This window comes from Streptomyces sp. NPDC021622 (assembly GCF_040640795.1).
GTDB lineage: Bacteria > Actinomycetota > Actinomycetes > Streptomycetales > Streptomycetaceae > Streptomyces.
In genome coordinates, this window is the sequence record NZ_JBFACK010000001.1 from 541,513 (window position 1) to 566,768 (window position 25,256).

22 protein-coding genes are annotated in these 25,256 nt (G+C 70.1%); 20 read left to right on the top strand and 2 right to left on the bottom strand.

Translation table 11 applies throughout. The features are described from left to right. Window positions 1-139 precede the first annotated feature (139 nt). The 16 genes from rsmH (at window position 140) to AB0G47_RS02540 (ending at window position 17,763) form a co-directional block, all read left to right on the top strand. Entirely contained in the window at window positions 140-1,099 is a 960-nt protein-coding gene (rsmH, locus tag AB0G47_RS02465; protein ID WP_360763244.1) for a 16S rRNA (cytosine(1402)-N(4))-methyltransferase RsmH, read from the top strand. A gap of 47 nt (window positions 1,100-1,146) precedes the next feature. Continuing rightward, complete coding sequence (locus AB0G47_RS02470; RefSeq protein ID WP_360763245.1) at window positions 1,147-1,662, top strand: septum formation initiator family protein; 516 nt, start codon at window positions 1,147-1,149, stop codon at window positions 1,660-1,662. Between the two features lie 5 nt (window positions 1,663-1,667). Next, a complete protein-coding gene (locus AB0G47_RS02475) occupies window positions 1,668-3,629 on the top strand; it encodes a penicillin-binding protein 2 (protein WP_360763248.1) in 1,962 nt (653 codons plus the stop codon). A gap of 35 nt (window positions 3,630-3,664) precedes the next feature. Next, window positions 3,665-5,317, top strand: coding sequence for a UDP-N-acetylmuramoyl-L-alanyl-D-glutamate--2,6-diaminopimelate ligase (locus tag AB0G47_RS02480; RefSeq protein WP_360763250.1), 1,653 nt, complete (start codon window positions 3,665-3,667; stop codon window positions 5,315-5,317). Window positions 5,318-5,321: 4 nt separating this feature from the next. Further along, window positions 5,322-6,734 carry a UDP-N-acetylmuramoyl-tripeptide--D-alanyl-D-alanine ligase gene (murF, locus tag AB0G47_RS02485; RefSeq protein WP_360763252.1) on the top strand — a complete coding sequence of 471 codons (1,413 nt, stop codon included), beginning with the start codon at window positions 5,322-5,324 and terminating at the stop codon, window positions 6,732-6,734. Further along, complete coding sequence (gene mraY, locus AB0G47_RS02490) at window positions 6,731-7,801, top strand: phospho-N-acetylmuramoyl-pentapeptide-transferase (protein WP_266867965.1); 1,071 nt, start codon at window positions 6,731-6,733, stop codon at window positions 7,799-7,801. Before murF ends, mraY begins: the two co-directional genes overlap by 4 nt. Continuing rightward, a complete protein-coding gene (gene murD, locus AB0G47_RS02495) occupies window positions 7,783-9,210 on the top strand; it encodes a UDP-N-acetylmuramoyl-L-alanine--D-glutamate ligase (RefSeq protein ID WP_360763255.1) in 1,428 nt (475 codons plus the stop codon). The genes mraY and murD overlap by 19 nt, the downstream gene beginning before the upstream one ends. Before the next feature lie 81 nt (window positions 9,211-9,291). Next, window positions 9,292-10,614 (top strand): putative lipid II flippase FtsW, encoded by a 1,323-nt coding sequence (gene ftsW, locus AB0G47_RS02500; protein ID WP_360763257.1) that lies wholly within the window; start codon window positions 9,292-9,294, stop codon window positions 10,612-10,614. A gap of 6 nt (window positions 10,615-10,620) precedes the next feature. Beyond that, window positions 10,621-11,715: an undecaprenyldiphospho-muramoylpentapeptide beta-N-acetylglucosaminyltransferase gene (gene murG / locus AB0G47_RS02505; RefSeq protein WP_135333683.1), complete on the top strand. Its 1,095-nt coding sequence runs from the start codon at window positions 10,621-10,623 to the stop codon at window positions 11,713-11,715. Between the two features lie 35 nt (window positions 11,716-11,750). Then, complete coding sequence (locus AB0G47_RS02510) at window positions 11,751-12,539, top strand: FtsQ-type POTRA domain-containing protein (protein ID WP_360763259.1); 789 nt, start codon at window positions 11,751-11,753, stop codon at window positions 12,537-12,539. A 274-nt stretch (window positions 12,540-12,813) separates the two neighbouring features. Further along, window positions 12,814-14,034, top strand: a complete 1,221-nt coding sequence (gene ftsZ, locus AB0G47_RS02515) for a cell division protein FtsZ (protein ID WP_360763261.1) — start codon at window positions 12,814-12,816, stop codon at window positions 14,032-14,034. A gap of 17 nt (window positions 14,035-14,051) precedes the next feature. Continuing rightward, window positions 14,052-14,762, top strand: a complete 711-nt coding sequence (gene pgeF, locus AB0G47_RS02520) for a peptidoglycan editing factor PgeF (RefSeq protein ID WP_360763262.1) — start codon at window positions 14,052-14,054, stop codon at window positions 14,760-14,762. 6 nt (window positions 14,763-14,768) lie between these two features. After that, entirely contained in the window at window positions 14,769-15,488 is a 720-nt protein-coding gene (locus AB0G47_RS02525) for a YggS family pyridoxal phosphate-dependent enzyme (protein WP_360763264.1), read from the top strand. A 124-nt stretch (window positions 15,489-15,612) separates the two neighbouring features. After that, the gene (gene sepF, locus AB0G47_RS02530; protein WP_360763266.1) at window positions 15,613-16,257 is read left to right on the top strand and encodes a cell division protein SepF; all 645 of its coding nucleotides are present in this window, start codon (window positions 15,613-15,615) and stop codon (window positions 16,255-16,257) included. Between the two features lie 71 nt (window positions 16,258-16,328). After that, on the top strand, window positions 16,329-16,619 hold the full coding sequence (locus tag AB0G47_RS02535) for a YggT family protein (protein ID WP_030783884.1): 291 nt from the start codon (window positions 16,329-16,331) through the stop codon (window positions 16,617-16,619). Between the two features lie 46 nt (window positions 16,620-16,665). Further along, window positions 16,666-17,763: a DivIVA domain-containing protein gene (locus AB0G47_RS02540; protein WP_266867984.1), complete on the top strand. Its 1,098-nt coding sequence runs from the start codon at window positions 16,666-16,668 to the stop codon at window positions 17,761-17,763. A 208-nt stretch (window positions 17,764-17,971) separates the two neighbouring features. On the opposite strand, the gene ileS is transcribed toward AB0G47_RS02540, so the two are convergent. Beyond that, complete coding sequence (ileS, locus tag AB0G47_RS02545; RefSeq protein WP_360763931.1) at window positions 17,972-21,112, bottom strand: isoleucine--tRNA ligase; 3,141 nt, start codon at window positions 21,110-21,112, stop codon at window positions 17,972-17,974. 376 nt (window positions 21,113-21,488) lie between these two features. Continuing rightward, the gene (locus AB0G47_RS02550) at window positions 21,489-21,680 is read right to left on the bottom strand and encodes a DUF1059 domain-containing protein (RefSeq protein WP_360763269.1); all 192 of its coding nucleotides are present in this window, start codon (window positions 21,678-21,680) and stop codon (window positions 21,489-21,491) included. A 328-nt stretch (window positions 21,681-22,008) separates the two neighbouring features. Here AB0G47_RS02550 and AB0G47_RS02555 point away from each other — a divergent pair, with 328 nt between their 5' ends. The 4 genes from AB0G47_RS02555 to AB0G47_RS02570 all read left to right on the top strand — a co-directional run bounded on the left by AB0G47_RS02555 (window position 22,009) and on the right by AB0G47_RS02570 (window position 25,166). After that, the gene (locus AB0G47_RS02555) at window positions 22,009-22,905 is read left to right on the top strand and encodes a TraR/DksA C4-type zinc finger protein (RefSeq protein ID WP_360763271.1); all 897 of its coding nucleotides are present in this window, start codon (window positions 22,009-22,011) and stop codon (window positions 22,903-22,905) included. 78 nt (window positions 22,906-22,983) lie between these two features. Next, entirely contained in the window at window positions 22,984-23,676 is a 693-nt protein-coding gene (gene lspA, locus AB0G47_RS02560; RefSeq protein ID WP_360763273.1) for a signal peptidase II, read from the top strand. Between the two features lie 75 nt (window positions 23,677-23,751). Next, window positions 23,752-24,693, top strand: coding sequence for an RluA family pseudouridine synthase (locus AB0G47_RS02565; protein ID WP_266867992.1), 942 nt, complete (start codon window positions 23,752-23,754; stop codon window positions 24,691-24,693). After that, the gene (locus AB0G47_RS02570; RefSeq protein ID WP_360763275.1) at window positions 24,690-25,166 is read left to right on the top strand and encodes a GNAT family N-acetyltransferase; all 477 of its coding nucleotides are present in this window, start codon (window positions 24,690-24,692) and stop codon (window positions 25,164-25,166) included. Before AB0G47_RS02565 ends, AB0G47_RS02570 begins: the two co-directional genes overlap by 4 nt. The last annotated feature ends 90 nt before the right edge of the window (window positions 25,167-25,256 follow it).

A 25,256-nucleotide genomic window follows, 5' to 3' on the forward strand; every position in this document is an offset into this window, starting at 1 on the left:
CGCGTACGTACGGCTCGGCCTCCTCCCGCTCCCGGTCGGCTGACGCCACTTCCCCGGCGCCAGCGGGCCATTCCCCTTCACGGAGCGGGCGGGGACCCGGCAGTGCGTGCGAACGCCGCGCCGGACCTGAGAGGGCCCCTTGAGCGACAACAGCCGACACGTCCCGGTGATGCTCCAGCGGTGCCTGGACATGTTGGCCCCCGCGCTCGCCGAGCCGGGCGCGGTCGTCGTCGACTGCACCCTCGGCCTCGGCGGCCACAGCGAGGCGCTCCTTTCCACGTTCCCCTCGGCCCGCCTCGTCGCCCTCGACCGCGACAAGGAGGCACTGCGCCTCTCCGGAGAGCGGCTCGCCCCCTTCGGCGACCGGGCCACGCTGGTGCACGCGGTCTACGACGAACTGCCCGACGTGCTCGACCGCCTGGGCATCCCGAAGGTGCAGGGCGTCCTCTTCGACCTCGGCGTCTCCTCGATGCAACTCGACGAGGCGGACCGGGGATTCGCGTACGCCCAGGACGCGCCCCTCGACATGCGCATGGACCAGACGACCGGCATCAGCGCGGCCGAGGTGCTCAACACGTACGCCCCCGGCGAACTGGTGCGGATCCTGCGCCAGTACGGCGAGGAGAAGCAGGCCAAGCGGATCGTCGGCGCCATCGTGCGTGAGCGCGAGAAGGAGCCGTTCAGCAACAGCGCGCGGCTCGTCGAACTGATCCGTGACTCCCTGCCGCAGGCCGCCAAGCGCACCGGCGGCAACCCCGCCAAGCGCACCTTCCAGGCCCTGCGCATCGAGGTCAACGGCGAGCTGAGCGTCCTGGAGTCGGCCATCCCGGCGGCCGTGGGGGCGCTCGCCGTCGGCGGCCGGATCGCCGTCCTGTCGTACCACTCGCTGGAGGACCGGCTGGTCAAGCAGGTGTTCGCGGCCGGCGCCGCGACCACAGCGCCGCCCGGTCTGCCCGTCGTCCCCGAGCGCTACCAGCCCCGGCTCAAGCTGCTCACACGCGGCGCGGAGCTCCCCACCGAGGAAGAGGTCGCCGAGAACCGCCGGGCGGCCCCGGCGCGGCTGCGGGGTGCGCAGCGCATCCGCGAGGAGGCCCCGTGAAGCGCGTCCCCGAGGAGTCCGGTGAGCGGCGTCCCTGAGGAGGCCCCATGAGCAAGAAGCCCGAACTGCGGGGGCGGGCCGCGCGGCTCGCGAGGCTGCTTCCGTCGGGGCCGAGCCAGGCCGCCCGTACGCCCTTCGTGCTGCTCGTCGTGCTGCTGCTCGGCGGCGGCCTGATCACGCTCCTGATCCTGAACTCCTCGCTCAACGAAGGCTCGTTCCAGCTGAGCGAGCTCAAGAAGGAGACGACGGAGCTCACCGACCAGGAGCAGGAGCTCCAGCGGGACGTGGACGCCTACTCGGCCCCCGACGCCCTCCAGCGGCGCGCCCGTGAGCTCGGCATGGTCCCCGGCGGCGACCCGGCCTTCCTGAACCCCGACGGCACCATCCGTGGCGTCCCGGGGGCCGCCGTGAGGCCATCGACGCAGCTGCTGCCCGAGCCGCGTCTCCAGGAGGTGGCCTCCCCGGCTCCCTCGGTCTCGATCCCGGTCCCACCCGTGCCCTCGTCGCCTCCGGCGGCCCCCACCCCCTCCGCGAAGCCCGGCCCCACGACCTCCGGCAGGTGACGTAAGTGACGGACCGCCAACCCCCGCGGCGCAGGGTGCCGGGCCCGGCGAGGCCCTCGCGCCCCGGTGCCCCGCGCAGTCCGGGACGGGACTCGCAAGGCGCCCGCCCGGCCGCCCGCCGCCCGCGCCCCGCCGCGCCCAAGGCCCGCACGATCCGGCTCGGCAGCCCGCGGCCCCGTCTGCGCATGGTGAGCCTCGGCCTGACCCTTGTGATGCTGGCCTTCGTCGTACGCCTTCTCCAGGTGCAGGCGGTCGATGCCAGCGCGTACACCGCCAAGGCCGAGAAGAACCGCTACTTCAGCCATGTCCTTGCCGCCGAGCGGGGCGGCATCACCGACCGGAGCGGTGTCGAACTGGCCGCGAGTGTCGATGCGTACGACATCACGGCCGACCCCACGATGTTCACGGCGAAGGAGATGGGCATCAAGGACGCGCCCGAGCAGGCGGCCGCGCTCCTCGCCCCGATCCTCGACAAGGACGCCGCCGAACTGACCAAGCAGCTCGAGAAGCGGAACACGCGCTACGTCCTGCTGGCCCGCCGGCAGACCCCGCAGGCCTGGAAGCAGATCAAGGAGCTGCGCGGCGCGCTCGCCGAGAAGGCCCGCACCGACAAGACCACCAAGAACGTCCTCGCGGGCATCTTCCAGGACCCCAGCAGCAAGCGCCTGTACCCGAACGACACCCTGGCCGCCGGGATACTGGGCTGGGTCAACGCCGACGGCAAGGGCGCGGGCGGCCTTGAGCAGCAGCTGAACAAGGATCTCGCGGGCCAGGACGGCAAGATCCGCTACGCCCAGTCCGGCGGCCGCCAGGTGCCGACCGCGGGCTCCACGGAGACGCCCGCCGTGCCCGGATCCGATGTCGAGCTCACCATCGACCGCGACATCCAGTGGGCCGCGCAGAACGCCATCAGCGAGCAGGTCGAGAAGTCCCAGGCGGACCGCGGCTATGTGATGGTGCAGGACAACCAGACCGGCGAGATCCTCGCGATGGCCAACTCCCCGGGCTTCGACCCGAACGACCTCTCGCAGGCCGACGGCACCGCGATGGGCAACGCAGCGCTGCAGGACGCGTACGAGCCGGGCTCCACCGCCAAGGTCATGTCGATGGCGGCGGTCCTTGAGGAGAACGCGGCCACGCCCGGCACCCATGTGACCGTCCCCAACCGGCTGCACCGCGGCGACCGGCTCTTCCAGGACGACATCGACCACCCGACCTGGCACCTGACGCTCAACGGCGTGCTCGCCAAGTCCTCCAACATCGGCACGATCCTCGCCACCGGCGAACTGGGCAAGACGCAGAAGGAGGCCAACGAGGTCCTCTACTCGTATCTGCGCAAGTTCGGCATCGGCAAGGAGACCGGGCTCGGCTTCCCGGGCGAGACGTCCGGCATCCTCGCCCCGGCCGAGAAGTGGTCCACCTCGCAGCAGTACACGATCCCGTTCGGCCAGGGCGTCTCGATCAACGCCATGCAGGCGGCCTCCGTCTACTCGACGATCGCCAACGGCGGCGTACGCGTCGAGCCGACCCTGGTGCGCGGCACCAAGGGCCCCGACGGCCGCTTCACGCCCGCGCCCAAGCCCAAGAAGACCCGCGTGGTGAGCGAGAAGACCGCGAAGACGCTGGCGCAGATGCTGGAGTCCGTCGTCGACGACGAAGAGGGCACCGGCACCAAGGCGCGCATCCCGGGCTACCGGGTCGCGGGCAAGACCGGTACGGCCAACCGGGTCGACCCCGACACCGGCCGCTACCAGGGCTACACCTCGTCGTTCGCCGGTTTCGCGCCCGCCGACAAGCCGCGCGTCACCGTCTACTGCGCGATCCAGAACGCCACCAAGGGCAGCTACTTCGGCGGCCAGATCTGCGGCCCCATCTACAAGGAAGTCATGCAGTTCGCCCTGAAGACCCTCCAGGTGCCGCCCACCGGCAAGGGCGCGGCCCGACTGCCCGTCACCTTCGAACCCTGAGCCGACCCAACCCTGAGCCCCACCAGGACAAATCCGTGACAACGATCACCCCGAAGCCGGGGAACCAGCCCCCGCCGCACCGCCCGCTTCGCCCCGAGGCGGGTGCGCCCGGTACGCTCACCGCCGTGCCACACGCTGATCAGTCCCAAACCACCCAGAAGGGCGTTCCCGTGACATATCCGGGACCGCCACGGCCGGTCCAGGTCGACGCGACGCCGCTCGCCCGGATCGCCGATCAGCTGGGCGTCGCCGCCCCCGGCGCGGGGGAGGTCAGCGGCATCACGCACGACTCCCGCGCGGTCCGGCCCGGCGACATCTACGCCGCACTGCCGGGTGCCCGGCTGCACGGCGCGGACTTCGTCGCCCAGGCCGCCGACCTCGGCGCCGCCGCGATCCTCACCGATCCGACGGGCGCCGAACGCGCGGCCGCCACGGGCCTGCCGGTCCTGGTCGTCGCCGATCCGCGCGGCGTCATGGGCGAGCTCGCGGCCACGGTGTACGGCCATCCGGGACGCGATCTGCTGCAGATCGGCATCACCGGTACGTCCGGCAAGACCACGACGGCGTACCTCGTCGAGGGCGGTCTCAAGGGCGTCCGGTCGACCGGCCTGATCGGCACGGTCGAGATGCGCATCGGCGACGAGCGGATCAAGTCGGAGCGTACGACCCCTGAAGCCACCGATCTCCAGGCGCTGTTCGCGGTGATGCGCGAGCGCGGCGTCGAGGCGGTCGCCATGGAGGTCTCCTCGCACGCCCTTGTGCTCGGCCGGGTGGACGGCTGCGTCTTCGACGTCGCCGTCTTCAACAACCTCAGCCCGGAGCACATGGAGTTCCACTCCGACATGGAGGACTACTTCCAGGCCAAGGCGCAGCTCTTCACCAAGGAGCGCTCCAAGGTCGCAGTGGTCAACTTCGACGACGAGTACGGGCGTCGGCTCATCGACGAGTCCGAGGTCCCCGTCACGACGTTCTCCGCCGAGGGGCACCCCGACGCCGACTGGCGCGCGGAGGACGTCGAGGTCACGCCGTTCGACTCCACGTTCGTCGCGGTCGGCCCGCAGGGGGAGCGGATCACCGCGAAATCCCCGCTGGCGGGACCGTTCAACGTCGCCAACACGCTCTCCGCGATCGTCTCGCTTGCCGTCGCCGGGATCGACCCCCAGCAGGCCGCCGACGGCGTCGCCGCGGTGCCGGGCGTCCCCGGCCGCCTGGAGCGCATCGACGCGGGCCAGGACTACCTGGCGGTCGTCGACTACGCGCACAAGACGGACGCCGTCGAATCGGTCCTGCGCGCGCTGCGCAAGGTCACCGAGAACAAGCTGCACATCGTGCTCGGCTGCGGCGGCGACCGCGACAAGACCAAGCGGATGCCGATGGGCGCGGCCGCGGCCCGCCTCGCCGACACCGCCGTACTGACCTCCGACAATCCCCGCGGCGAGGACCCCCTCGCGATCCTCGCCACGATGCTCGCGGGCGCCGCCGACGTGCCGGCCCACGAGCGCGGCGAGGTCGCCGTCTTCGAGGACCGCGCCGCCGCCATCCGCGCGGCCGTCGCCCGGGCCGAACCGGGCGACACGGTGCTCGTCGCGGGCAAGGGCCACGAGCAGGGACAGGACATCGCCGGGGTGGTACGTCCCTTCGACGACCGCCAGGTGCTTCGCGAAGCTATCCAGCAAACCCAGGGATGAATTTGTGATCGCCCTCTCCCTCGCCGAGATCGCAGAAGTCGTCGGCGGGCAGACGTACGACATACCGGATCCGTCCGTCCAGGTCACCGGACCGGTCGTCAGGGACTCCCGTGAAGTGGAGCCCGGCAGCCTCTTCGTCGCCTTCGTCGGCGAGCGCGTCGACGGCCACGACTACGCGGCCGCGGTGGTCGAAGCGGGCGCGGCGGCCGTCCTCGCCTCGCGCCCCGTCGGCGTACCCGCCATCGTCGTCGACGACGTACAGACCGCGCTCGGCGCCCTTGCGCGGCACGTCGTGGAGCGGCTCGGCGCGACCCTCGTGGCGCTGACCGGATCCGTCGGCAAGACCAGCTCCAAGGACCTGCTCGCCCAGGTGCTTCGGAGCAAGGCGCCCACGGTCTGGACGCCGGGCTCGCTCAACAACGAGATCGGGCTCCCGCTGACCGCGCTGAGCGCCACCGACGAGACGAAGTTCCTCGTCCTGGAGATGGGCGCGCGCGGCATCGGCCACATCCGCTACCTCACCGGCCTCACCCCGCCGAAGATCGGCCTCGTCCTCAACGTCGGCACCGCCCACATCGGCGAGTTCGGCGGACGCGAGCAGATCGCAGAGGCGAAGGGTGAACTCGTCGAGGGGCTCCCCGCCGACGGCACCGCCGTCCTCAACGCCGACGACCCACTCGTCCGCGCCATGGCTTCGCGCACGAAGGCGCGCGTCCTGCTCTTCGGAGAGTCCGCCGACGCCGACGTACGCGCCGAAAATGTCCGGCTCACGGAGATCGGACAGCCTGCCTTTACGCTGCACACACCCTCCGGGTGCAGCGACGTGACCTTGCGGCTGTACGGTGAGCACCACGTGTCGAACGCGCTTGCCGCGGCCGCCGTCGCCCATGAGCTGGGCATGTCCGCAGACGAGATCGCCCGCGCGCTCTCCGACGCGGGCACGCTGTCCCGCTGGCGGATGGAGGTCACCGAGCGCCCGGACGGCGTGACGGTCGTCAACGACGCCTACAACGCGAACCCCGAGTCCATGCGAGCCGCCCTGCGCGCGCTTGTGGCCATGGGCAAGGGACGTCGTACGTGGGCGGTGCTCGGTCACATGGCCGAGCTCGGTGACGAGGGGCTCGCCGAACACGACGCGGTCGGACGGCTCGCTGTCCGGCTGAACGTGAGCAAGCTCGTGGCAGTCGGGGGCAGGGAAGCGTCCTGGCTCCAACTGGGCGCATACAACGAGGGTTCGTGGGGTGAGGAGTCGGTGCACGTGTCCGACGCACAGGCGGCGATCGACCTGCTGCGCAGCGAGCTGCGCCCGGGGGACGTCGTGCTGGTGAAGGCTTCCAGATCGGTCGGTCTCGAGCGGGTCGCCACGGCGCTGCTCGACGACGCCGCGTCTTCTGAGGGGCAGGTCGCCGGCCGATGAGGCAGATCCTCTTCGCGGGTGTGATCGGGCTCTTCCTGACCCTGGTCGGAACCCCGCTCCTGATCAAGTTCCTGGCCCGCAAGGGTTATGGCCAGTTCATCCGGGACGACGGCCCGCGCGAGCACCACAGCAAGCGCGGTACGCCGACCATGGGTGGTATCGCCTTCATCCTGGCCACGCTCATCGCGTACTTCCTCACGAAGATCATCACGGGCTCGGAGATGACCCTCTCCGGCGTCCTGGTGCTCTTCCTGATGGCGGGCATGGGCCTCGTCGGCTTCCTCGACGACTACATCAAGATCGTCAAGCAGCGCTCGCTCGGCCTGCGCGCCAAGGCGAAGATGCTCGGCCAGCTGATCGTCGGCATCGGCTTCGCCGTGCTCGCGCTGAACTGGCCGGACAACCGCAACCAGACCCCGGCCTCCACCAAGCTGTCGTTCGTCACGGACTTCGGCTGGTCGATCGGCCCGGTGCTCTTCGTGGTCTGGGCGCTGTTCATGATCCTCGCGATGTCGAACGGCGTGAACCTCACCGACGGCCTCGACGGCCTCGCCACCGGCGCCTCCGTGATGGTCTTCGGCGCGTACACCTTCATCGGTGTCTGGCAGTACCAGGAGTCCTGCGCCAACGCGGTCACGCTGACCAACCCGCAGGCCTGTTTCGAGGTCAGAGACCCACTCGACCTCGCGGTCGTGGCCTCCGCCCTTATGGGTGCCTGCTTCGGCTTCCTGTGGTGGAACACCTCGCCCGCCAAGATCTTCATGGGCGACACCGGCTCGCTCGCCCTCGGCGGCGCGCTCGCGGGCCTCGCGATCTGCTCGCGCACCGAGCTGCTCATCGCGCTCCTCGGCGGCCTGTTCGTCCTGATCACCATGTCCGTCGTGATCCAGGTCGGCTCCTTCAAGATGACCGGCAAGCGGGTCTTCAAGATGGCGCCACTGCAGCACCACTTCGAACTCAAGGGGTGGTCCGAAGTCCTTGTGGTGGTCCGCTTCTGGATCATCCAGGGCATGTGCGTGATCGTCGGACTCGGCCTCTTCTACGCAGGATGGGCAGCCAAGAAGTGACCAGCTGGCAGGGCAGGAACGTCACCGTCGCGGGGCTCGGCGTGAGCGGCGTCAGCGCCGCCCGCGCCCTGGCCGGCCTCGGCGCATCGGTGACCGTCGTGGACGGCGGCTCGTCGGAGAGCCACCGTGAGCGCGCCGCCGCGCTGGAGGGCGAGGGCATCGCCGTACGCCTGGCCGACGCGGCCACGCTGCCCGACGGCACCGACCTGGTCGTCACCTCGCCCGGCTGGAAGCCGGACAGCCCGCTCTTCGCGGCCGCCGCAGCGGCGGGCGTCGACGTCGTGGGCGACGTCGAGATCGCCTGGCGGCTGCGCGGCCCGGACGCCGCGCCCTGGCTCGGCATCACGGGCACCAACGGCAAGACCACGACCACGCAGATGCTGGCCTCGATCCTGACGGCGGCCGGCCTGCGCACGGCCGCGGTCGGCAACATCGGAACGCCGATCGTGGACGTGGTCCTGGAGGGCGACGACGCGTACGACGTGCTCGCCGTCGAGCTCTCCAGCTACCAGCTGCACTGGGCGCCCTCGCTGCGCGCCCACTCCGCGACCGTCCTGAACCTCGCGCCCGACCACCTCGACTGGCACGGCTCCATGGAGGCGTACGCCGCCGACAAGGGCCGCATCTACGAGGGCAATCAGGTCGCCTGCGTCTACAACGTCGCGGACAAGGCCACCGAGGACCTGGTGCGCGAGGCCGACGTCGAAGAGGGCTGCCGCGCCATCGGTTTCACGCTGAATGCGCCCGCCCCCTCGCAACTGGGCGTCGTGGACGGCATCCTGGTCGACCGTGCCTTCGTGCCGGACCGCCAGAAGCAGGCCCAGGAGCTCGCCGAGATCTCCGACGTCAAGCCGCCCGCGCCGCACAACATCGCCAACGCCCTGGCCGCGGCCGCTCTCGCGCGCGCCTACGGCGTTCCGGCGACGGCCGTGCGCGACGGTCTGCGCGCCTTCCGTCCGGACGCCCACCGCATCGAGCACGTCGCGGACGTGGCCGAGGTGGCGTACGTCGACGACTCCAAGGCCACCAACACCCACGCCGCCGAAGCCTCGTTGGCCGCGTACGAATCGATCGTCTGGATCGCGGGCGGGCTCGCCAAGGGCGCCACCTTCGACGAGCTGGTCACCAAGTCGGCCAAGCGACTTCGGGGGGTCGTCCTGATCGGCGCCGACCGCGCGCTGATCCGCGAAGCCCTCGCGCGACACGCGCCCGAGGTCCCGGTCGTCGACCTCGACCGGACCGACACTGGGGCGATGTCCGAGGCGGTACGACAGGCGGCACGGCTCGCCGAGCCGGGGGACACCGTACTGATGGCTCCGGCCTGTGCGTCGATGGACATGTTCACCAACTACAACAAGCGTGGTGACGCGTTCGCGGACGCGGTCCGCGAACTCGGCGCGAGCGCCTGACGCGGACCCCTGTGGTCCGGGGGCGCCCGGCACCCGGAGGAGGGCACGTGGCAGCGTCGTCGTGGCTGGGTGGGGGCACCGATGGCCGGCAGTAGCGGGCGCGCGCCCGCGCGGGTGGCCAGACGGCCCGCGCCGGTCCGTTCCACGGGCTCACCGCGCCCGCCGCGGGAGAGCCCCCTGCGGCGGCTGCACACCAGGGCCCGCAAGGCCTGGGACCGGCCGCTGACCGCGTACTACCTCATCCTCGGCAGCAGCCTGCTGCTCACCGTGCTCGGCCTGGTGATGGTCTACTCGGCCTCGATGATCCAGGCGCTGCAGCTGGACCTGCCCGCCTCGTACTTCTTCCGCAAGCAGTTCGTCGCCGCCGTACTCGGTACGGTCCTGCTGCTCGTCGCCATGCGGATGCCGGTCAAGCTGCATCGAGCGCTCGCCTATCCCATCCTCGCCGTGACCGTCTTCCTGATGGTGCTCGTGCAGGTCCCGGGGATAGGGCGCAGCGTCAACGGCAACCAGAACTGGATCTATCTGGGCGGCCCGTTCCAGCTGCAGCCCAGTGAGTTCGGCAAGCTCGCCCTCGTGCTGTGGGGCGCGGACCTCCTTGCCCGGAAGCACGACAAGCGGCTGCTCACGCAGTGGAAGCACATGCTGGTGCCGCTCGTCCCCGTCGCCTTCATGCTGCTCGGACTGATCATGCTCGGCGGCGACATGGGCACGGCGATCATCCTCACCGCGATCCTTTTCGGCCTGCTCTGGCTCGCGGGGGCGCCGACGCGGCTCTTCGCCGGGGTGCTCTCGGTCGCGACCCTTATCGGTGTGATCCTCATCAAGACAAGCCCCAACCGGATGGCCAGGCTCGCCTGCATCGGCGCGACCGATCCGGGGCCCGGCGACCAGTGCTGGCAGGCCGTGCACGGGATCTATGCCCTGGCCTCCGGCGGATTCTTCGGTTCCGGTCTCGGCGCGAGTGTGGAAAAATGGGGTCAACTTCCGGAACCGCACACCGACTTCATCTTCGCCATCACCGGGGAGGAACTCGGCCTGGCGGGGACACTGTCGGTGCTCGCTCTGTTCGCGGCTCTAGGCTATGCGGGTATCCGCGTGGCCGGACGCACGGAGGACCCCTTCGTGAGGTATGCCGCGGGAGGCGTGACCACCTGGATCACGGCGCAGGCCGTGATCAATGTCGGTGCGGTGCTCGGTCTGCTGCCGATCGCCGGTGTCCCGCTCCCGCTGTTCTCCTACGGGGGTTCGGCCCTGCTGCCGACCATGTTCGCCATCGGGCTCCTCATCGCTTTCGCGCGATCGGACCCCGCGGCGAAGGCGGCCCTTGCCATGCGGCAACCTCGGGTGAGATGGAACACGATGAGACGGCGCGTCAAGGCGCGTTCGTCCGGAGAGCGGTGAATTTCGGTGCATGTCGTACTCGCCGGTGGGGGGACCGCCGGCCACATCGAGCCCGCGCTTGCCCTCGCGGACGCCCTGCGGAGGCAGGACCCGACCGTGGGCATCACGGCCCTGGGCACGGAGCGTGGACTCGAGACCCGACTCGTACCCGAGCGCGGTTACGAACTCGCGCTGATCCCCGCCGTACCGCTGCCCCGCAAGCCCACCCCTGAGCTGATCACCGTGCCGGGACGGCTGCGCGGCACGATCAAGGCGGCCGAGCAGATCCTGGAGCGCACCAAGGCGGACTGCGTCGTCGGCTTCGGCGGCTATGTCGCCCTGCCCGGCTACCTCGCGGCCAAGCGGACCGGGACGCCGATCGTCGTGCACGAGGCCAACGCCCGTCCCGGCCTCGCCAACAAGATCGGTTCGCGGTACGCCCACGGGGTGGCCGTCGCCACCCCCGACAGCAAGCTGCGCAACTCCCGCTACATCGGCATCCCGTTGCGGCACACCATCGCCACGCTCGACCGGGCCCGGGTCCGCCCGGAGGCGCGCGCCGCCTTCGGCCTCGACCCCAACCTGCCGACCCTGCTCGTCTCCGGCGGCTCGCAGGGCGCCCGGCGGCTCAACGAGGTCGTCCAGCAGATCGCTCCGGTCCTTCAGCGCGCGGGCATCCAGATCCTGCACGCGGTCGGCCCGAAGAACGAAATGCCGTACGTCGAGAACATGCCCGGTATGCCGCCCTACATCCCGGTACCGTACGTGGACCGGATGGACCTCGCGTACGCCGCTGCCGACATGATGCTCTGCCGCGCGGGCGCGATGACCGTCGCCGAACTCTCCGCCGTCGGGCTGCCGGCCGCCTACGTCCCGTTGCCGATCGGCAACGGCGAACAGCGGCTGAACGCCCAGCCGGTGGTCAAGGCGGGCGGTGGACTCCTGGTCGACGATGCCGAGCTGACGCCCGAGTGGGTCCAGGGCAATGTGCTCCCGGTGCTCGCCGATCCGCACCGGCTGTACGAGATGTCCCGCGCCGCATCGGAGTTCGGCCGCAGGGACGCCGACGACCTCCTCGTCGGCATGGTGTACGAGGCGATCGCCTCACGCCATCACGCGTGAGCAGGTGCTAGCAGGCACCTAGAAGGCAGGGGACCGTGGCCGGACCGACCACCGCCGAACGGCAGAAGCTCGACTCCGGCCCGCCCCGCCCGCCCCGCTCCCGGGTGCGCCTGCCGCGGCCGCGCACCCTCGTCCTCTGGCTGATCGCACTCGTGCTGGTCGGCGCGGGGGGCGTCTGGGCGCTCTACGGCTCGCAGTGGCTGCGCGTGGAGCGCGTGACGACTTCGGGGACCCGGGTCCTGACGCCCGCGCAGGTGCGCGAGGCCGCCGCGGTCCCGGTCGGGGTGCCGCTCGTTTCGGTCGACACCGATGCCATCGAGGACCGGCTGCGCAGGAAACTGCCGCGTATCGACTCGGTCGACGTCGTCCGTTCCTGGCCGCGCGGAATCGGTCTGAAAGTGACCGAACGCAAGCCGGTCCTGCTTATCGAAAAGGGCGGAAAGTTCGTCGAAGTGGACGCCAAGGGAGTGCGATTCGCCACGGTCGGTCATGCGTCGAAGGGTGTTCCGCTCCTGGAATTGATGCCGGATCAGGAGAACGCGGCGGCGAGTCTGCGCCGTTTCGACAGCGACCGTCTGCGGCGCGAGGCGGTCCGCGTCGCGGGCGCCCTGCCGGCCGCGGTTGCACGTGACACCCGGGTGGTCAAGGCCCGTTCGTACGACTCGCTCTCACTGGAGTTGAGCGACGGGCGGACCGTGGACTGGGGCAGCAGCGAGAAGGGCCGCGCGAAGGCGAGCACACTCACCGCCCTGATGAAAGCCGCACCCAAGGCACGGCACTTCGATGTGAGCGTTCCCACCGCCCCTGCATCATCGGCGAGTTGACGCATATCTGCGCAGGCCAGCACCCTGGTTCGGCAGCGCTACGGCTGATCACATAGGGTGAAAAGAAAAACGGGAGGTTCGGCGTGTTCGTTGAACGTGCGCCACTTGTCGACTTAGTGTCCTGTTCGGAGAGTCCAAGGAACAGACACACTGGTAACCCTAAACTTCAGCGTTAGGGTTCGGGTCGGCGTTCGGACCGTCCCATTCGGCATCAGTCGTCGCGGCGCGAGACCGCGAGGCGGCGACACGTAACTCGAGGCGAGAGGCCTTCGACGTGGCAGCACCGCAGAACTACCTCGCAGTCATCAAAGTCATCGGTGTCGGCGGCGGTGGTGTCAATGCCATCAACCGGATGATCGAGGTCGGTCTCAAGGGCGTCGAGTTCATCGCCATCAACACCGACGCGCAAGCCCTGTTGATGAGCGACGCCGACGTCAAGCTCGACGTCGGCCGTGAACTCACCCGTGGACTCGGCGCCGGAGCGAACCCGGCAGTCGGCCGCAAGGCGGCCGAAGATCACCGCGAGGAGATCGAGGAGGTCCTCAAGGGGGCCGACATGGTCTTCGTCACCGCCGGCGAAGGCGGCGGCACCGGCACCGGCGGCGCACCTGTCGTCGCCAACATCGCACGCTCCCTGGGCGCCCTGACCATCGGCGTCGTCACCCGGCCGTTCACCTTCGAGGGCCGTCGTCGCGCCAACCAGGCCGAGGACGGCATCGCGGAGCTGCGCGAAGAGGTCGACACCCTCATCGTCATCCCCAACGACCGGCTCCTGTCCATCTCGGACCGCCAGGTCTCGGTCCTCGACGCCTTCAAGTCGGCGGACCAGGTCCTGCTCTCCGGTGTCCAGGGCATCACCGACCTGATCACAACGCCGGGTCTGATCAACCTCGACTTCGCCGACGTCAAGTCGGTCATGTCCGAGGCGGGTTCGGCCCTCATGGGCATCGGCTCGGCACGCGGCGACGACCGCGCGGTGGCCGCCGCCGAGATGGCGATCTCCTCGCCGCTGCTCGAGGCGTCCATCGACGGAGCGCGGGGCGTCCTGCTCTCCATCTCCGGCGGCTCCGACCTCGGCCTCTTCGAGATCAACGAAGCGGCCCAGCTGGTCAGCGAGGCGGCCCACCCCGAGGCCAACATCATCTTCGGCGCCGTCATCGACGACGCCCTGGGCGACGAGGTCAGGGTCACCGTCATCGCGGCCGGCTTCGACGGCGGTCAGCCACCGTCCAAGCGGGACAACGTCCTTGGCTCGGCTTCGGCCAAACGCGAGGAGCAGCCGGCGGCCCCGGCCCGTCCCGCGGAGTCCCGCCCGCCCTACGGCGGCCTCGGCAGCGTCACGACCCGCGAGGAGCCGGCGACGCCGGAGCCCGTGGAGGCCGCCCCGGTCGGCGAGGCCCCGTCCGCGCCGGTGGCCCCGCCGCAGGTTCCGCCGGCCCGTCCGTACCAGGACAGCCAGGCCGAAGAGCTGGACGTGCCGGACTTCCTCAAGTGATAAGCACGCACAGCACCGTGAGCGGCGCGCACTTCGCCTTCACCGACAGGTGGGGCGGGGTGAGCGCCGTTCCGTACGAAGAGCTCAATCTCGGCGGGGCGGGCGGCGACGACCCGCAGGCCGTGCGCACCAACCGCGACCTGGCCGCCAAGTCCCTCGGGATCGACCCGGCCAGGGTCGTCTGGATGAACCAGGTGCACGGCAACGATGTCGCGGTGGTGGACGGCCCCTGGGGCGCCGGCGCCGAGATCCCGGCCGTCGACGCCGTGGTGACCGCACGCCGGGGCCTGGCCCTCGCGGTCCTCACCGCCGACTGCACGCCGGTCCTCCTTGCCGACCCGGTCGCCAAGGTCGCGGCCGCGGTGCACGCGGGTCGCCCCGGGATGGTCGCCGGGGTCGTACCGGCCGCCGTCGAGGCGATGGTGGGGCTCGGCGCGGACCCGGCTCGCATCGTCGCCCGCACGGGGCCCGCCGTCTGCGGGCGCTGCTACGAAGTACCGGAGGCGATGCGCGCCGACGTCGCCGCCGCGGAGCCCGCGGCGTACGCCGAGACGAGCTGGGGCACACCGGCGGTCGATGTGACCGCGGGGGTGCACGCCCAGCTGGAGCGGCTCGGGGTGTGCGACCGGGAGCAGTCGCCGGTGTGCACCCTGGAATCCGGTGACCACTTCTCTTACCGCCGCGACCGGACCACCGGCCGTCTCGCGGGCTATGTCTGGCTGGACTGATTGCACATGACGGACCGCAAGTCTCAACTCGCCGCAAATCTGGCGGAGGTCGAGGAGCGCATCGCCGCGGCGTGCGCGGCGGCCGGGCGCAAGCGGGAGGAGGTGACCCTGATCGTGGTCACCAAGACCTATCCCGCGAGCGATGTGCGGATCCTGTCGGAACTAGGTGTGCGCCATGTCGCCGAGAACCGCGACCAGGACGCGGCCCCCAAGGCCGCCGACTGCTCGGATCTGCCCCTTACTTGGCACTTTGTCGGTCAGCTGCAGACCAACAAGGTCCGTTCTGTGGCCAGTTATGCCGATGTGGTGCAGTCCGTGGACCGTCCCAAGCTCGTCACGGCCCTGTCGACGGCCGCGGTGCGCGCGGAGCGGGAGCTCGGCTGTCTGATCCAGGTCGCGCTCGACGCCGATGAGCACGGGCGGGGCGAGCGCGGGGGCGTAGGAGCGGGCGGAATCGAAGAGTTGGCCGGACTCGTGGCGGAAGCTCCCGGACTGCGGCTCGACGGTCTGATGACCGTCGCGCCGCTCACCGGGCCGTACGCGGGGCGGCAACAGGCGGCGTTCGAGCGGCTGATGGAATTCTCAACCCTCATGCGCGCGGCTCATCCTGCTGCGAACATGGTGTCGGCAGGGATGAGTGCGGACCTCGAACAGGCCGTGGCGGCCGGAGCGACACATGTGCGCGTCGGTACGGCGGTACTCGGAGTCCGACCCGGGCTCGGGTAACGTCGCCAAGAAGTCGGACCACAGCAGAAAATATGGTCATTCTCGCTGTTGGGCGGGGATACCTCGTGGATCTCGGGCAGTTGGTGACGACAGCCGATCCACCACAGAGCGGAGGACTCAGAGCATGGCCGGCGCGATGCGCAAGATGGCGGTCTACCTCGGCCTCGTGGAGGACGATGGGTACGACGGTCCGGGGTTCGACCCCGATGACGAGTTCGAACCCGAGCCGGAGCCCGAGCGGGACCGCCGGCGGCACGAGCCGCCACATCAGTCGCACCAGTCCCGCCAGGCGCATGTGTCTGATCGGGACGAATCGGTACGAGTGGTACAACCCCCCGCTCAGCGTGAGCCGGTCGCCCATTCCGCTTCGGTAGCCGCCGAATCCGGACGTCCGGCCCGTATCGCCCCCGTGGCATCCATCACACCTGAACGCCAGAGCCTGGAGAAGAACGCACCGGTGATCATGCCCAAGGTCGTGTCCGAGCGGGAGCCCTACCGCATCACCACGCTGCACCCGCGGACGTACAACGAGGCCCGTACCATCGGGGAACACTTCCGCGAGGGCACTCCGGTGATCATGAATCTGACCGAGATGGACGACACGGATGCGAAGCGACTTGTCGACTTTGCCGCCGGTCTGGTGTTCGGTCTCCATGGCAGCATTGAGCGAGTGACGCAGAAGGTGTTCCTGTTGTCGCCTGCTAACGTCGATGTAACGGCGGAGGACAAGGCTCGCATCGCAGAGGGCGGGTTCTTCAACCAGAGCTGAGACGTAAGTGACCCAGTAGACGCAAGAACCGGCAACGAAGCACGAGTAACAGGGGAGAGGGAACCGCGAACATGAGCGTGGTCTTGCAGGTGCTTTACATCGCGCTGATGTGTTTCCTCATCGTGCTGATCTTCCGGTTGGTCATGGACTACGTCTTCCAGTTCGCCCGCTCATGGCAACCCGGCAAGGCGATGGTGGTCGTTCTGGAGGCCACCTACACTGTCACTGATCCACCGCTCAAGCTTCTGCGGCGATTCATTCCGCCGCTGCGTCTCGGGGGCGTGGCGCTCGACTTGTCCTTCTTCGTACTGATGATCATCGTCTACATCCTGATCACCGTCGTCAGGTCGGTGTCTGTGTGAACGATACGGTCTTGCCGAATGCCGACGATTACGTTGAGGTGAAGAGATGCCGTTGACCCCCGAGGACGTGCGGAACAAGCAGTTCACGACCGTCCGCCTCCGAGAAGGCTATGACGAGGACGAGGTCGATGCCTTCCTCGATGAGGTCGAAGCCGAACTGACCCGCTTGCTCCGCGAGAACGAGGACCTGCGCGCCAAGCTGGCCGCGGCCACCCGCGCCGCTGCGCAGAACCAGCAGCAGGGCGGGATGCGCAAGGGTCCCGACGGGCCGCAGGACCAGCGCGGTCCTGGCGCCCCGGTGCCCGCCGCAATATCGGGCCCGCAGCCGGTGCCGCCGCAGCAGCACCCGCAGCACCAGCAGATGGGCGGCCCGCCGCAGCTTCCCGGTGGCGCACCGCAGCTGCCCGCAGGCCCCAGTGGGCACGGCCCGCAGGGTCCCGGTCCGCAGGGCCCCGGCCCCATGGGTCAGGGTCCGATGGGTGGCCCGATGGGCGGTCCCATGGGCGGCCACGGCCCGCAGATGCCGCAGCCCGGTCAGGGCCCCGGCGGCGACAGCGCCGCTCGTGTGCTCTCCCTTGCCCAGCAGACCGCTGACCAGGCGATCGCGGAGGCCCGTTCCGAGGCCAACAAGATCGTCGGCGAGGCCCGTTCGCGCGCCGAGGGTCTGGAGCGTGACGCCCGTGCCAAGGCCGACGCCCTGGAGCGGGACGCGCAGGAGAAGCACCGCGTCGCGATGGGCTCCCTGGAGTCCGCCCGCGCCACGCTGGAGCGCAAGGTCGAGGACCTGCGCGGCTTCGAGCGCGAGTACCGCACGCGTCTGAAGTCCTACCTGGAGTCGCAGCTCCGTCAGCTGGAGACCCAGGCCGACGACTCGCTGGCTCCGCCGCGGACCCCGGCGACGGCTTCCCTTCCGCCGTCCCCGGCGCCCTCCATGGCTCCGGCCGGCGCGGGTGCCCCGTCCTACGGCGGCAACCAGTCGATGGGCGGCAACCAGCCGGCCGCAGGTCCGTCCTACGGCGGCCAGCAGCAGATGTCCCCGGCGATGACCCAGCCGATGGCGCCGGTGCGGCCGCAGGGCCCGCAGCCGATGCAGCAGGCTCCGTCGCCGATGCGTGGCTTCCTCATCGACGAGGACGACAACTGACGGGCACTTCCACGCCGTAGGCGTCGGCAGCGTTCAGGGCGGGGCCCCCAGACTCTCTGGGGGCCCCGCCCTTTTGTGTGCCTCCCCGCTCGCCGGGGGTGGGTGCAGAAACGTTCATCTGTGCGTGGGCACGCAACGCCGAAGGCCCGTACCCACCAAGATTCTTTGGCGGATACGGGCCTTCGCCGGCGCCCTGAGGGCTGTGCGGCTACGCCTTGCGGAGGCGGAACGTCAGGGACAGGGACTCGTCCGTGAACGTCTCGCCGTAGGTGTCGTCCGCCTGACCCTGGACGAAGTCCGTGGCGAGGACCTCGTCCGCGATCAGGTCGGCGTGGTCGGACAGGGCCGTGATCACGGCCGGGTCCGTGGAGGTCCAGCGCAGGGCGATCCGGTCCGCGACGTCCAGGCCGCTGTTCTTGCGGGCCTCCTGGATCAGGCGGATCGCGTCACGGGCCAGTCCTGCCCGGCGCAGCTCCTCCGTGATCTCCAGGTCCAGAGCGACCGTGGCACCCGAGTCGGACGCCACCGACCAGCCCTCGCGCGGGGTCTCCGTGATGATGACCTCATCCGGGGCCAGCGTCACCGTCTCGCCGTCGACCTCGACCGAGGCCGTGCCCTCGCGCAGGGCCAGGGACAGCGCCGCCGCGTCGGCGTCGGCGACGGCCTTGGCGACCGCCTGGACGCCCTTGCCGAACCGCTTGCCCAGGGCGCGGAAGTTGGCCTTCGCGGTCGTGTCGACCAGTGATCCGCCGACTTCGGAGAGTGACGCAAGCGAGGAGACATTGAGCTCCTCGGTGATCTGGGCGTGCAGCTCCGGGTTGAGCGATTCGAAGCCCGTGGCCGCGATCAGGGCGCGGGAGAGCGGCTGACGGGTCTTGACGCCCGACTCGGCGCGCGTGGCACGGCCCAGCTCGACCAGGCGGCGCACGAGCACCATCTGGCGCGACAGGTCCGGGTCGATCGCCGACAGGTCGGCCTCGGGCCAGGACGTCAGGTGGACCGACTCCGGGGCGTCCGGGGTGACCGGCACCACGAGGTCCTGCCAGACGCGCTCGGTGATGAACGGCGTCAGCGGGGCCATCAGGCGGGTGACCGTCTCCAGGACCTCGTGCAGGGTGCGCAGGGCCGCCTTGTCGCCCTGCCAGAAGCGGCGACGGGAGCGGCGTACGTACCAGTTGGAGAGGTTGTCGACGAACGTGGACAGGAGCTTGCCCGCGCGCTGGGTGTCGTAGCCCTCAAGGGCCTGGGTGACCTGGTCGGTCAGCGCGTGCAGCTCGCTGAGCAGCCAGCGGTCCAGGAGCGGGCGGTCGGCGGGCGCCGGGTCGGCGTCGCTGGGGGCCCACTTCGACGTACGGGCGTACAGGGCCTGGAAGGCGACCGTGTTCCAGTACGTGAGGAGCGTCTTGCGGACGACCTCCTGGATGGTGCCGTGGCCCACCCGGCGGGCCGCCCACGGGGAGCCGCCGGCCGCCATGAACCAGCGCACGGCATCGGCGCCGTGCCGGTCCATCAGCGGGATCGGGTCGAGGGTGTTGCCCAGGTGCTTGGACATCTTGCGGCCGTCCTCGGCGAGGATGTGGCCGAGGCAGACCACGTTCTCGTAACTGGACTTGTCGAAGACGAGCGTGCCCACCGCCATCAGCGTGTAGAACCAGCCGCGCGTCTGGTCGATGGCCTCCGAGATGAACTGCGCCGGGTACCGGCTCTCGAAGAGCTCCTTGTTCTTGTGCGGGTATCCCCACTGCGCGAACGGCATCGAACCGGAGTCGTACCAGGCGTCGATGACCTCGGGGACGCGCGTCGCGGTCTCCTGGCAGGTCGGGCAGGGGAAGGTGACCGCGTCGATGTACGGGCGGTGCGGGTCGAGCTGCGACTGGTCGGTGCCCGTCAGGTCGGAGAGCTCGGCGCGCGAGCCCACGCACGTCAAGTGGCCTTCCTCGCAGCGCCAGATGGGCAGCGGGGTGCCCCAGTAGCGGTTGCGGGACAGCGCCCAGTCGACGTTGTTGTTCAGCCAGTCGCCGAAGCGGCCGTGCTTGACCGAGTCGGGGAACCAGTTGGTCTTCTCGTTCTCCTGGAGGAGGCGGTCCTTGATGGCGGTCGTGCGGATGTACCAGGACGGCTGCGCGTAGTAGAGGAGCGCCGTGTGGCAGCGCCAGCAGTGCGGGTAGCTGTGCTCGTACGGGATGTGCCTGAAGAGCAGATTGCGGCTGTCGAGGTCCTCGGTCAGCTTTTCGTCGGCCTTCTTGAAGAAGACACCGCCTACGAGCGGGACGTCCTCCTCGAAGGTGCCGTCGGGGCGCACAGGGTTCACGACCGGGAGGCCGTACGCGCGGCAGACCTTGAGGTCGTCCTCACCGAAGGCGGGGGACTGGTGGACCAGACCCGTGCCGTCCTCGGTGGTCACGTAGTCGGCGTTGACCACGAAGTGGGCCGGGGCCGGGAACTCGACCAGCTCGAAGGGGCGTTGGTAGGTCCAGCGCTCCATCTCGGCGCCGGTGAAGGTCTGGCCGGTGGTCTCCCAGCCCTCGCCGAGCGCCTTCTCGACCAGCGGCTCGGCGACCACCAGCTTCTCTTCGCCGTTCGTCGCGACGACGTACGTGACGTCGGGGTGCGCGGCGACCGCGGTGTTGGAGACGAGCGTCCACGGAGTGGTCGTCCACACCAGGAGGGACGCCTCGCCCGCCAGGGGGCCGCCGGTGAGCGGGAAGCGCACGAAGACGGACGGGTCGACGACCGTCTCGTAGCCCTGCGCCAGCTCGTGGTCGGAGAGGCCGGTGCCGCAGCGGGGGCACCAGGGGGCGACGCGGTGGTCCTGGACCAGGAGGTCCTTGTTGAAGATCTCCTTCAGGGACCACCAGACCGATTCGATGTACTCGGGGTTCATCGTGCGGTACGCGCCGTCGAGGTCGGTCCAGTACCCCATGCGGGTCGTGAGGTCGGCGAAGGCGTCGGTGTGGCGGGTCACGGACTCGCGGCACTTGGCGTTGAACTCGGCGATGCCGTACGCCTCGATGTCCTTCTTGCCGTTGAACCCGAGCTCCTTCTCGACCGCGAGCTCGACCGGCAGGCCGTGGCAGTCCCAGCCGGCCTTGCGGGCGACGTGGTAGCCCCGCATGGTGCGGAAGCGCGGGAAGACGTCCTTGAAGACGCGGGCCTCGATGTGGTGGGCGCCCGGCATGCCGTTGGCCGTGGGCGGGCCCTCGTAGAACACCCACTCGGGGCGCCCATCGGACTGCTCGAGGCTCTTGGCGAAGATCTTCTGCTCGTCCCAGAACTCGAGCACGGCGTGCTCAAGGGCGGGCAGGTCGACCTGGGCGGGCACCTGGCGGTACTGCGGCTGCGTATTCAACGGCTGCGTGTTCAACGCGCTTCCTCCGGCGGACGATTCCGTTCCGTCGGAGGGACGAGAGCCGCTTGTCGCGCTCCCGCGGTACCACCCTCCTTGGCCTTCCGGATGCGCCGGGCGCACGGGAAAGCCCCCTCATTGGGGTCGCGATGCCGGGTCTACTGGCCTCCGCGGGGGCTTCGGCCTTCTTCCGGCGGCTCCGGGGTGATCTTCACGTCGCGCCTGCCCCCGGGCTCACACCGTCCCCGGGTCGCTCATGGCCGCTTACGCCGCTACTCGTCCCCATCCACGCTTCTCGCTCCGCCCAGTGTACGGGGCCGCGGCGGACCCGGCCGACCGGTTTTCGGGTGGGCGGCGGGACGGTCGGCGGCGGGCCCGCTCAGGCGTGCTGGGGGACCTCGTCCTTGAGGGAGTCGCGGATCATCTTCCGCAGCTCGGGGCCGTCCGTGTGTCCGTGGACGGAGACGGCGTGCTCGCTGGCGGCGCGGACCACCTCTTCCTCTTCGCCGGAGATGGCGAGGGTGCAGTGGGTCTCGCTCGGGAATTCGCGGCAGTCGGTGATTTTGCGCATGGCGCACCTTCCTAGGTCGTGTCCAAGTTTATGCCTGTACGGCCATCCTGGTCGGGTCTGGGCGCCGGTCCTGCGGGGGTGGGCGGCAGGTGCGGGTCAGGCCTCGTGGACTGACCCGAATGGCGACATGCGGAGCGTCCGGATCCTGACCGCCGGTGCCTGGCGGATTACCGGGCGGGGAGCTGGGCACAACGCTTGCATGCCTGCCGCGCGGGACCCGCGGGGCGGGCGAATCGGGCGGCGTGCCCCGTTGCCGCGGGCGTTGAGTCGATTTATCGTCCCAGCACGATTCGCGAGCAAGATCACAATATGTGAAGGGGCCGCGGCCATGGTGGCGAAGAAGACCGCCGTACAGCATTCGGCGTCGGGCAGATCCACGGGCGCGGCCACGCAGGGAGCGAACGGGGTGGAGCCCGAGAAGGCGGAGAAGGTGGCGAAGGCGGCGGCCAAGAAGACGACCGCGAAGAAGGCCACCGCCAAGAAGACGGCCACCAAGACGGCGGCCGAGAAGCCGGTCGCCGAGAAGACGGCCGCTAAGAAGGCGGCCCCCAAGAAGGCCGCCGCCAAGAAGGTGGCGGCCAAGAAGACGGCCGCCAAGAAGGCGCCACCGGAGGAAGCGGCCTCACCGGCCAAGAAGACGGCTGCCAAGAAGAGCACGGCCAAGAAGAGCACAGCCAAGAAGACGGCCGCGACCGCGGCCGATGGTGCGGCTCAGGCCGCGGAGACGACGGGAGCCACGACAGTGGTTGCGAAGAAGACTCCGGGCACGGCGACGGCAGCGAAGAAGCCGACCGCGGTGCCCAAGGCGCGTGTCGCCGCCGCGGAGCCCGGTGAGCTCGCGGTCCGGCCCGGCGAGGATCCCTGGACCCCGGAGGAGGTCGAGGAGGCCCGCGCGGAGCTGCAGAGCGAGGCGTTGCGGCTCGGAGCCGAGATCACGTCCTCCGAGGACGCCCTGGCGGGTCTGATGCGGGACTCCGGGGACGGCGCGGGCGACGACGACGCGGACACCGGCACCAAGAACATCACGCGGGAACATGAGATGTCGCTGGCCGCCAATGCGCGCGAGATGCTCGTCCAGACCGAGCGCGCCCTGGAGCGGCTGGACGCCGGGACGTACGGCATCTGCGAGAACTGCGGCAATCCCATCGGCAAGGCGCGCATGCAGGCCTTCCCGCGGGCGACGCTGTGCGTCGAGTGCAAGCAGAAGCAGGAACGGCGCTACTGACCACGGCCTGGCCACGTGGGGCCGTACGTGTGTGCCGTACCCTCGTCCCCAGTCAGGTACCTAGGTTGAGGGACTCACGTGGCAGAGGCGGAGCGCATCATCGGTACGCCGGATACCCCTGAGGCGGCTGGGGCCGAGCCGGAGCAGTCCGACTCGGGCTCCGACGCCGCGCGTCAGGACGCGCGGGGCGAGCAGGACGGGAAGGCTTCGCCCGACGAGCAGGCTCCGTCGGATGAGCAGGCCCCGGCTGACGGGCAGGCCCCGGCGGACGAGGAGAAGCCCAAGGGCAAGCGCCGGATCCTCGTGCTGTTCGCGGTGGCCGTGTTCGCGTACGCCCTGGACCTCGTCAGCAAGATGGTCGTCGTCGAGAAGCTCGAGCACCATGAGCCGATCCAGGTCGTCGGCGACTGGCTCCGGTTCGAGGCCATCCGCAACGCGGGCGCCGCCTTCGGGTTCGGTGAGGCCTTCACCGTGATCTTCACCTGCATCGCGGCGGCCGTCATCGTCGTGATCGCCCGCCTGGCCCGCAAGCTCTACAGCCTGCCGTGGGCGATCGCGCTCGGCATGCTGCTCGGCGGGGCCCTCGGCAACCTCACCGACCGGATCTTCCGTTCCCCCGGTGTCTTCGAGGGGGCCGTGGTCGACTTCATCGCACCGAAGGGCTTCGCGGTGTTCAACCTCGCGGACTCGGCGATCGTGTGCGGTGGCATCCTGATCGTGATCCTCTCCTTCCGCGGCCTGGACCCGGACGGGACCGTCCACAAGGACTGACTGGGACTGATCCCCCGGGCCTCCCGCGGGAGGCTTTGGTGCGGGAGTGTCGGTGGGCTCCTGCATACTCAATGGGTGAGCACGATTCCCGAGATCCGCACCCTGCCCGTACCGGACGGCCTGGAAGGCGAGCGCGTCGACGCCGCCATCTCGCGCATGTTCGGGTTCTCCCGCACGAAGGCCGCCGACCTCGCGGCGGCAGGCAAGGTGATGGTCGACGGCAGCGTGGTCGGCAAGTCCGAGCGTGTGCACGGCGGCGCCTGGCTGGAGGTCGAGATGCCGCAGGCGCCCGCCCCGGTGCAGATCGTCGCCGAGCCCGTCGAGGGCATGGAGATCATCCATGACGACGACGACATCGTGGTGATCGTCAAGCCGGTGGGCGTGGCCGCGCACCCGAGCCCGGGCTGGACCGGGACGACCGTGATCGGCGGCCTCGCCGCGGCGGGCTACCGCATCTCCACCTCCGGTGCCGCCGAGCGCCAGGGCATCGTGCACCGCCTGGACGTCGGCACGTCCGGCCTGATGGCGGTCGCCAAGTCCGAGCGGGCGTATACGTCCCTGAAGCGCCAGTTCAAGGAGCGCACGGTCGACAAGCGCTACAACGCGCTGGTGCAAGGTCACCCCGACCCGATGAGCGGCACCATCGACGCCCCCATCGGCCGGCACCCGAACCACGACTACAAGTGGGCGGTCACGGCGGAGGGCAAGCCCTCCGTGACGCACTACGACCTCATCGAGGCGTTCCGCGCGGCCTCGCTGCTCGACATCAAGCTGGAGACGGGGCGCACGCACCAGATCCGCGTCCATATGGCGGCACACCGACACCCGTGCGTCGGCGACCTGACGTACGGCGCGGACCCGACGATCGCCAAGCGGCTCGGGCTCACCCGCCAGTGGCTGCACGCGGTGCGACTCGGTTTCGAGCACCCCGGGAACGGCCAGTGGGTCGAGTTCGAGAGCCAGTACCCCGACGACCTCCAGCAGGCCCTCGACCGCGTGCGGGCGGAGAGCTCGTGAGCGCAGGGGCCGCCTTCGTCTGCCGGGTCGCCGTGGAGCCCGGTGACCTGGAGGCCTGTTTCGCGGTCCGCAAGGAAGTCTTCGTCGTCGAGCAGCAGGTCCCCGAGGACCTCGAGTACGACGCGTACGACGCCGGGGCCGCGCATGTCATCGCCGTCCGCGCGGACGGGCTGCCGCTGGGCACCGGCCGGCTGCTGACCGGCGCGGCCGCAGCGGCGAAGAACGGCGGCGATGACCGGGTGGGCGCGCTCGGCCGGCTCGCGGTGACCAAGGCCGCGCGGGGCCTCGGTGTCGGGGCGGCCCTGGTGCGGGCGATCGAGGACGCGGCACGCGCGCGTGGCCTGACCGCCGTCGACCTGCACGCGCAGACGCATGCGCTGGGGTTCTACGAGCGGCTCGGATATGCCGTCTACGGCCCGGAGTTCCCCGACGCGGGGATCCCGCACCGGGCGATGCGGAAGGCGCTGGCCTAGCGAGACCCGGGCGCCGCGACGGACCGTTGTCGCCCTCCGGCGCGGCCCGTCCTGTCCGGTTCGGGCGGAATGCGTGGCAGGGTTGAGGTC

Bases quoted from the DNA above. Each gene is read 5' to 3' on its own strand.
- mraY (WP_266867965.1), top strand. From the start codon at position 6,731: ATGAGGCAGATCCTCTTCGCGGGTGTGATCGGGCTCTTCCTGACCCTG.
- AB0G47_RS02555 (WP_360763271.1), top strand. From the start codon at position 22,009: ATGGTGGCGAAGAAGACCGCCGTACAGCATTCGGCGTCGGGCAGATCC.
- AB0G47_RS02470 (WP_360763245.1), top strand. From the start codon at position 1,147: ATGAGCAAGAAGCCCGAACTGCGGGGGCGGGCCGCGCGGCTCGCGAGG.
- ftsW (WP_360763257.1), top strand. From the start codon at position 9,292: ATGGCCGGCAGTAGCGGGCGCGCGCCCGCGCGGGTGGCCAGACGGCCC.
- AB0G47_RS02525 (WP_360763264.1), top strand. From the start codon at position 14,769: ATGACGGACCGCAAGTCTCAACTCGCCGCAAATCTGGCGGAGGTCGAG.
- sepF (WP_360763266.1), top strand. From the start codon at position 15,613: ATGGCCGGCGCGATGCGCAAGATGGCGGTCTACCTCGGCCTCGTGGAG.
- murD (WP_360763255.1), top strand. From the start codon at position 7,783: ATGGGCAGCCAAGAAGTGACCAGCTGGCAGGGCAGGAACGTCACCGTC.
- AB0G47_RS02540 (WP_266867984.1), top strand. From the start codon at position 16,666: ATGCCGTTGACCCCCGAGGACGTGCGGAACAAGCAGTTCACGACCGTC.
- AB0G47_RS02535 (WP_030783884.1), top strand. From the start codon at position 16,329: ATGAGCGTGGTCTTGCAGGTGCTTTACATCGCGCTGATGTGTTTCCTC.
- AB0G47_RS02550 (WP_360763269.1), bottom strand. From the start codon at position 21,680: ATGCGCAAAATCACCGACTGCCGCGAATTCCCGAGCGAGACCCACTGC.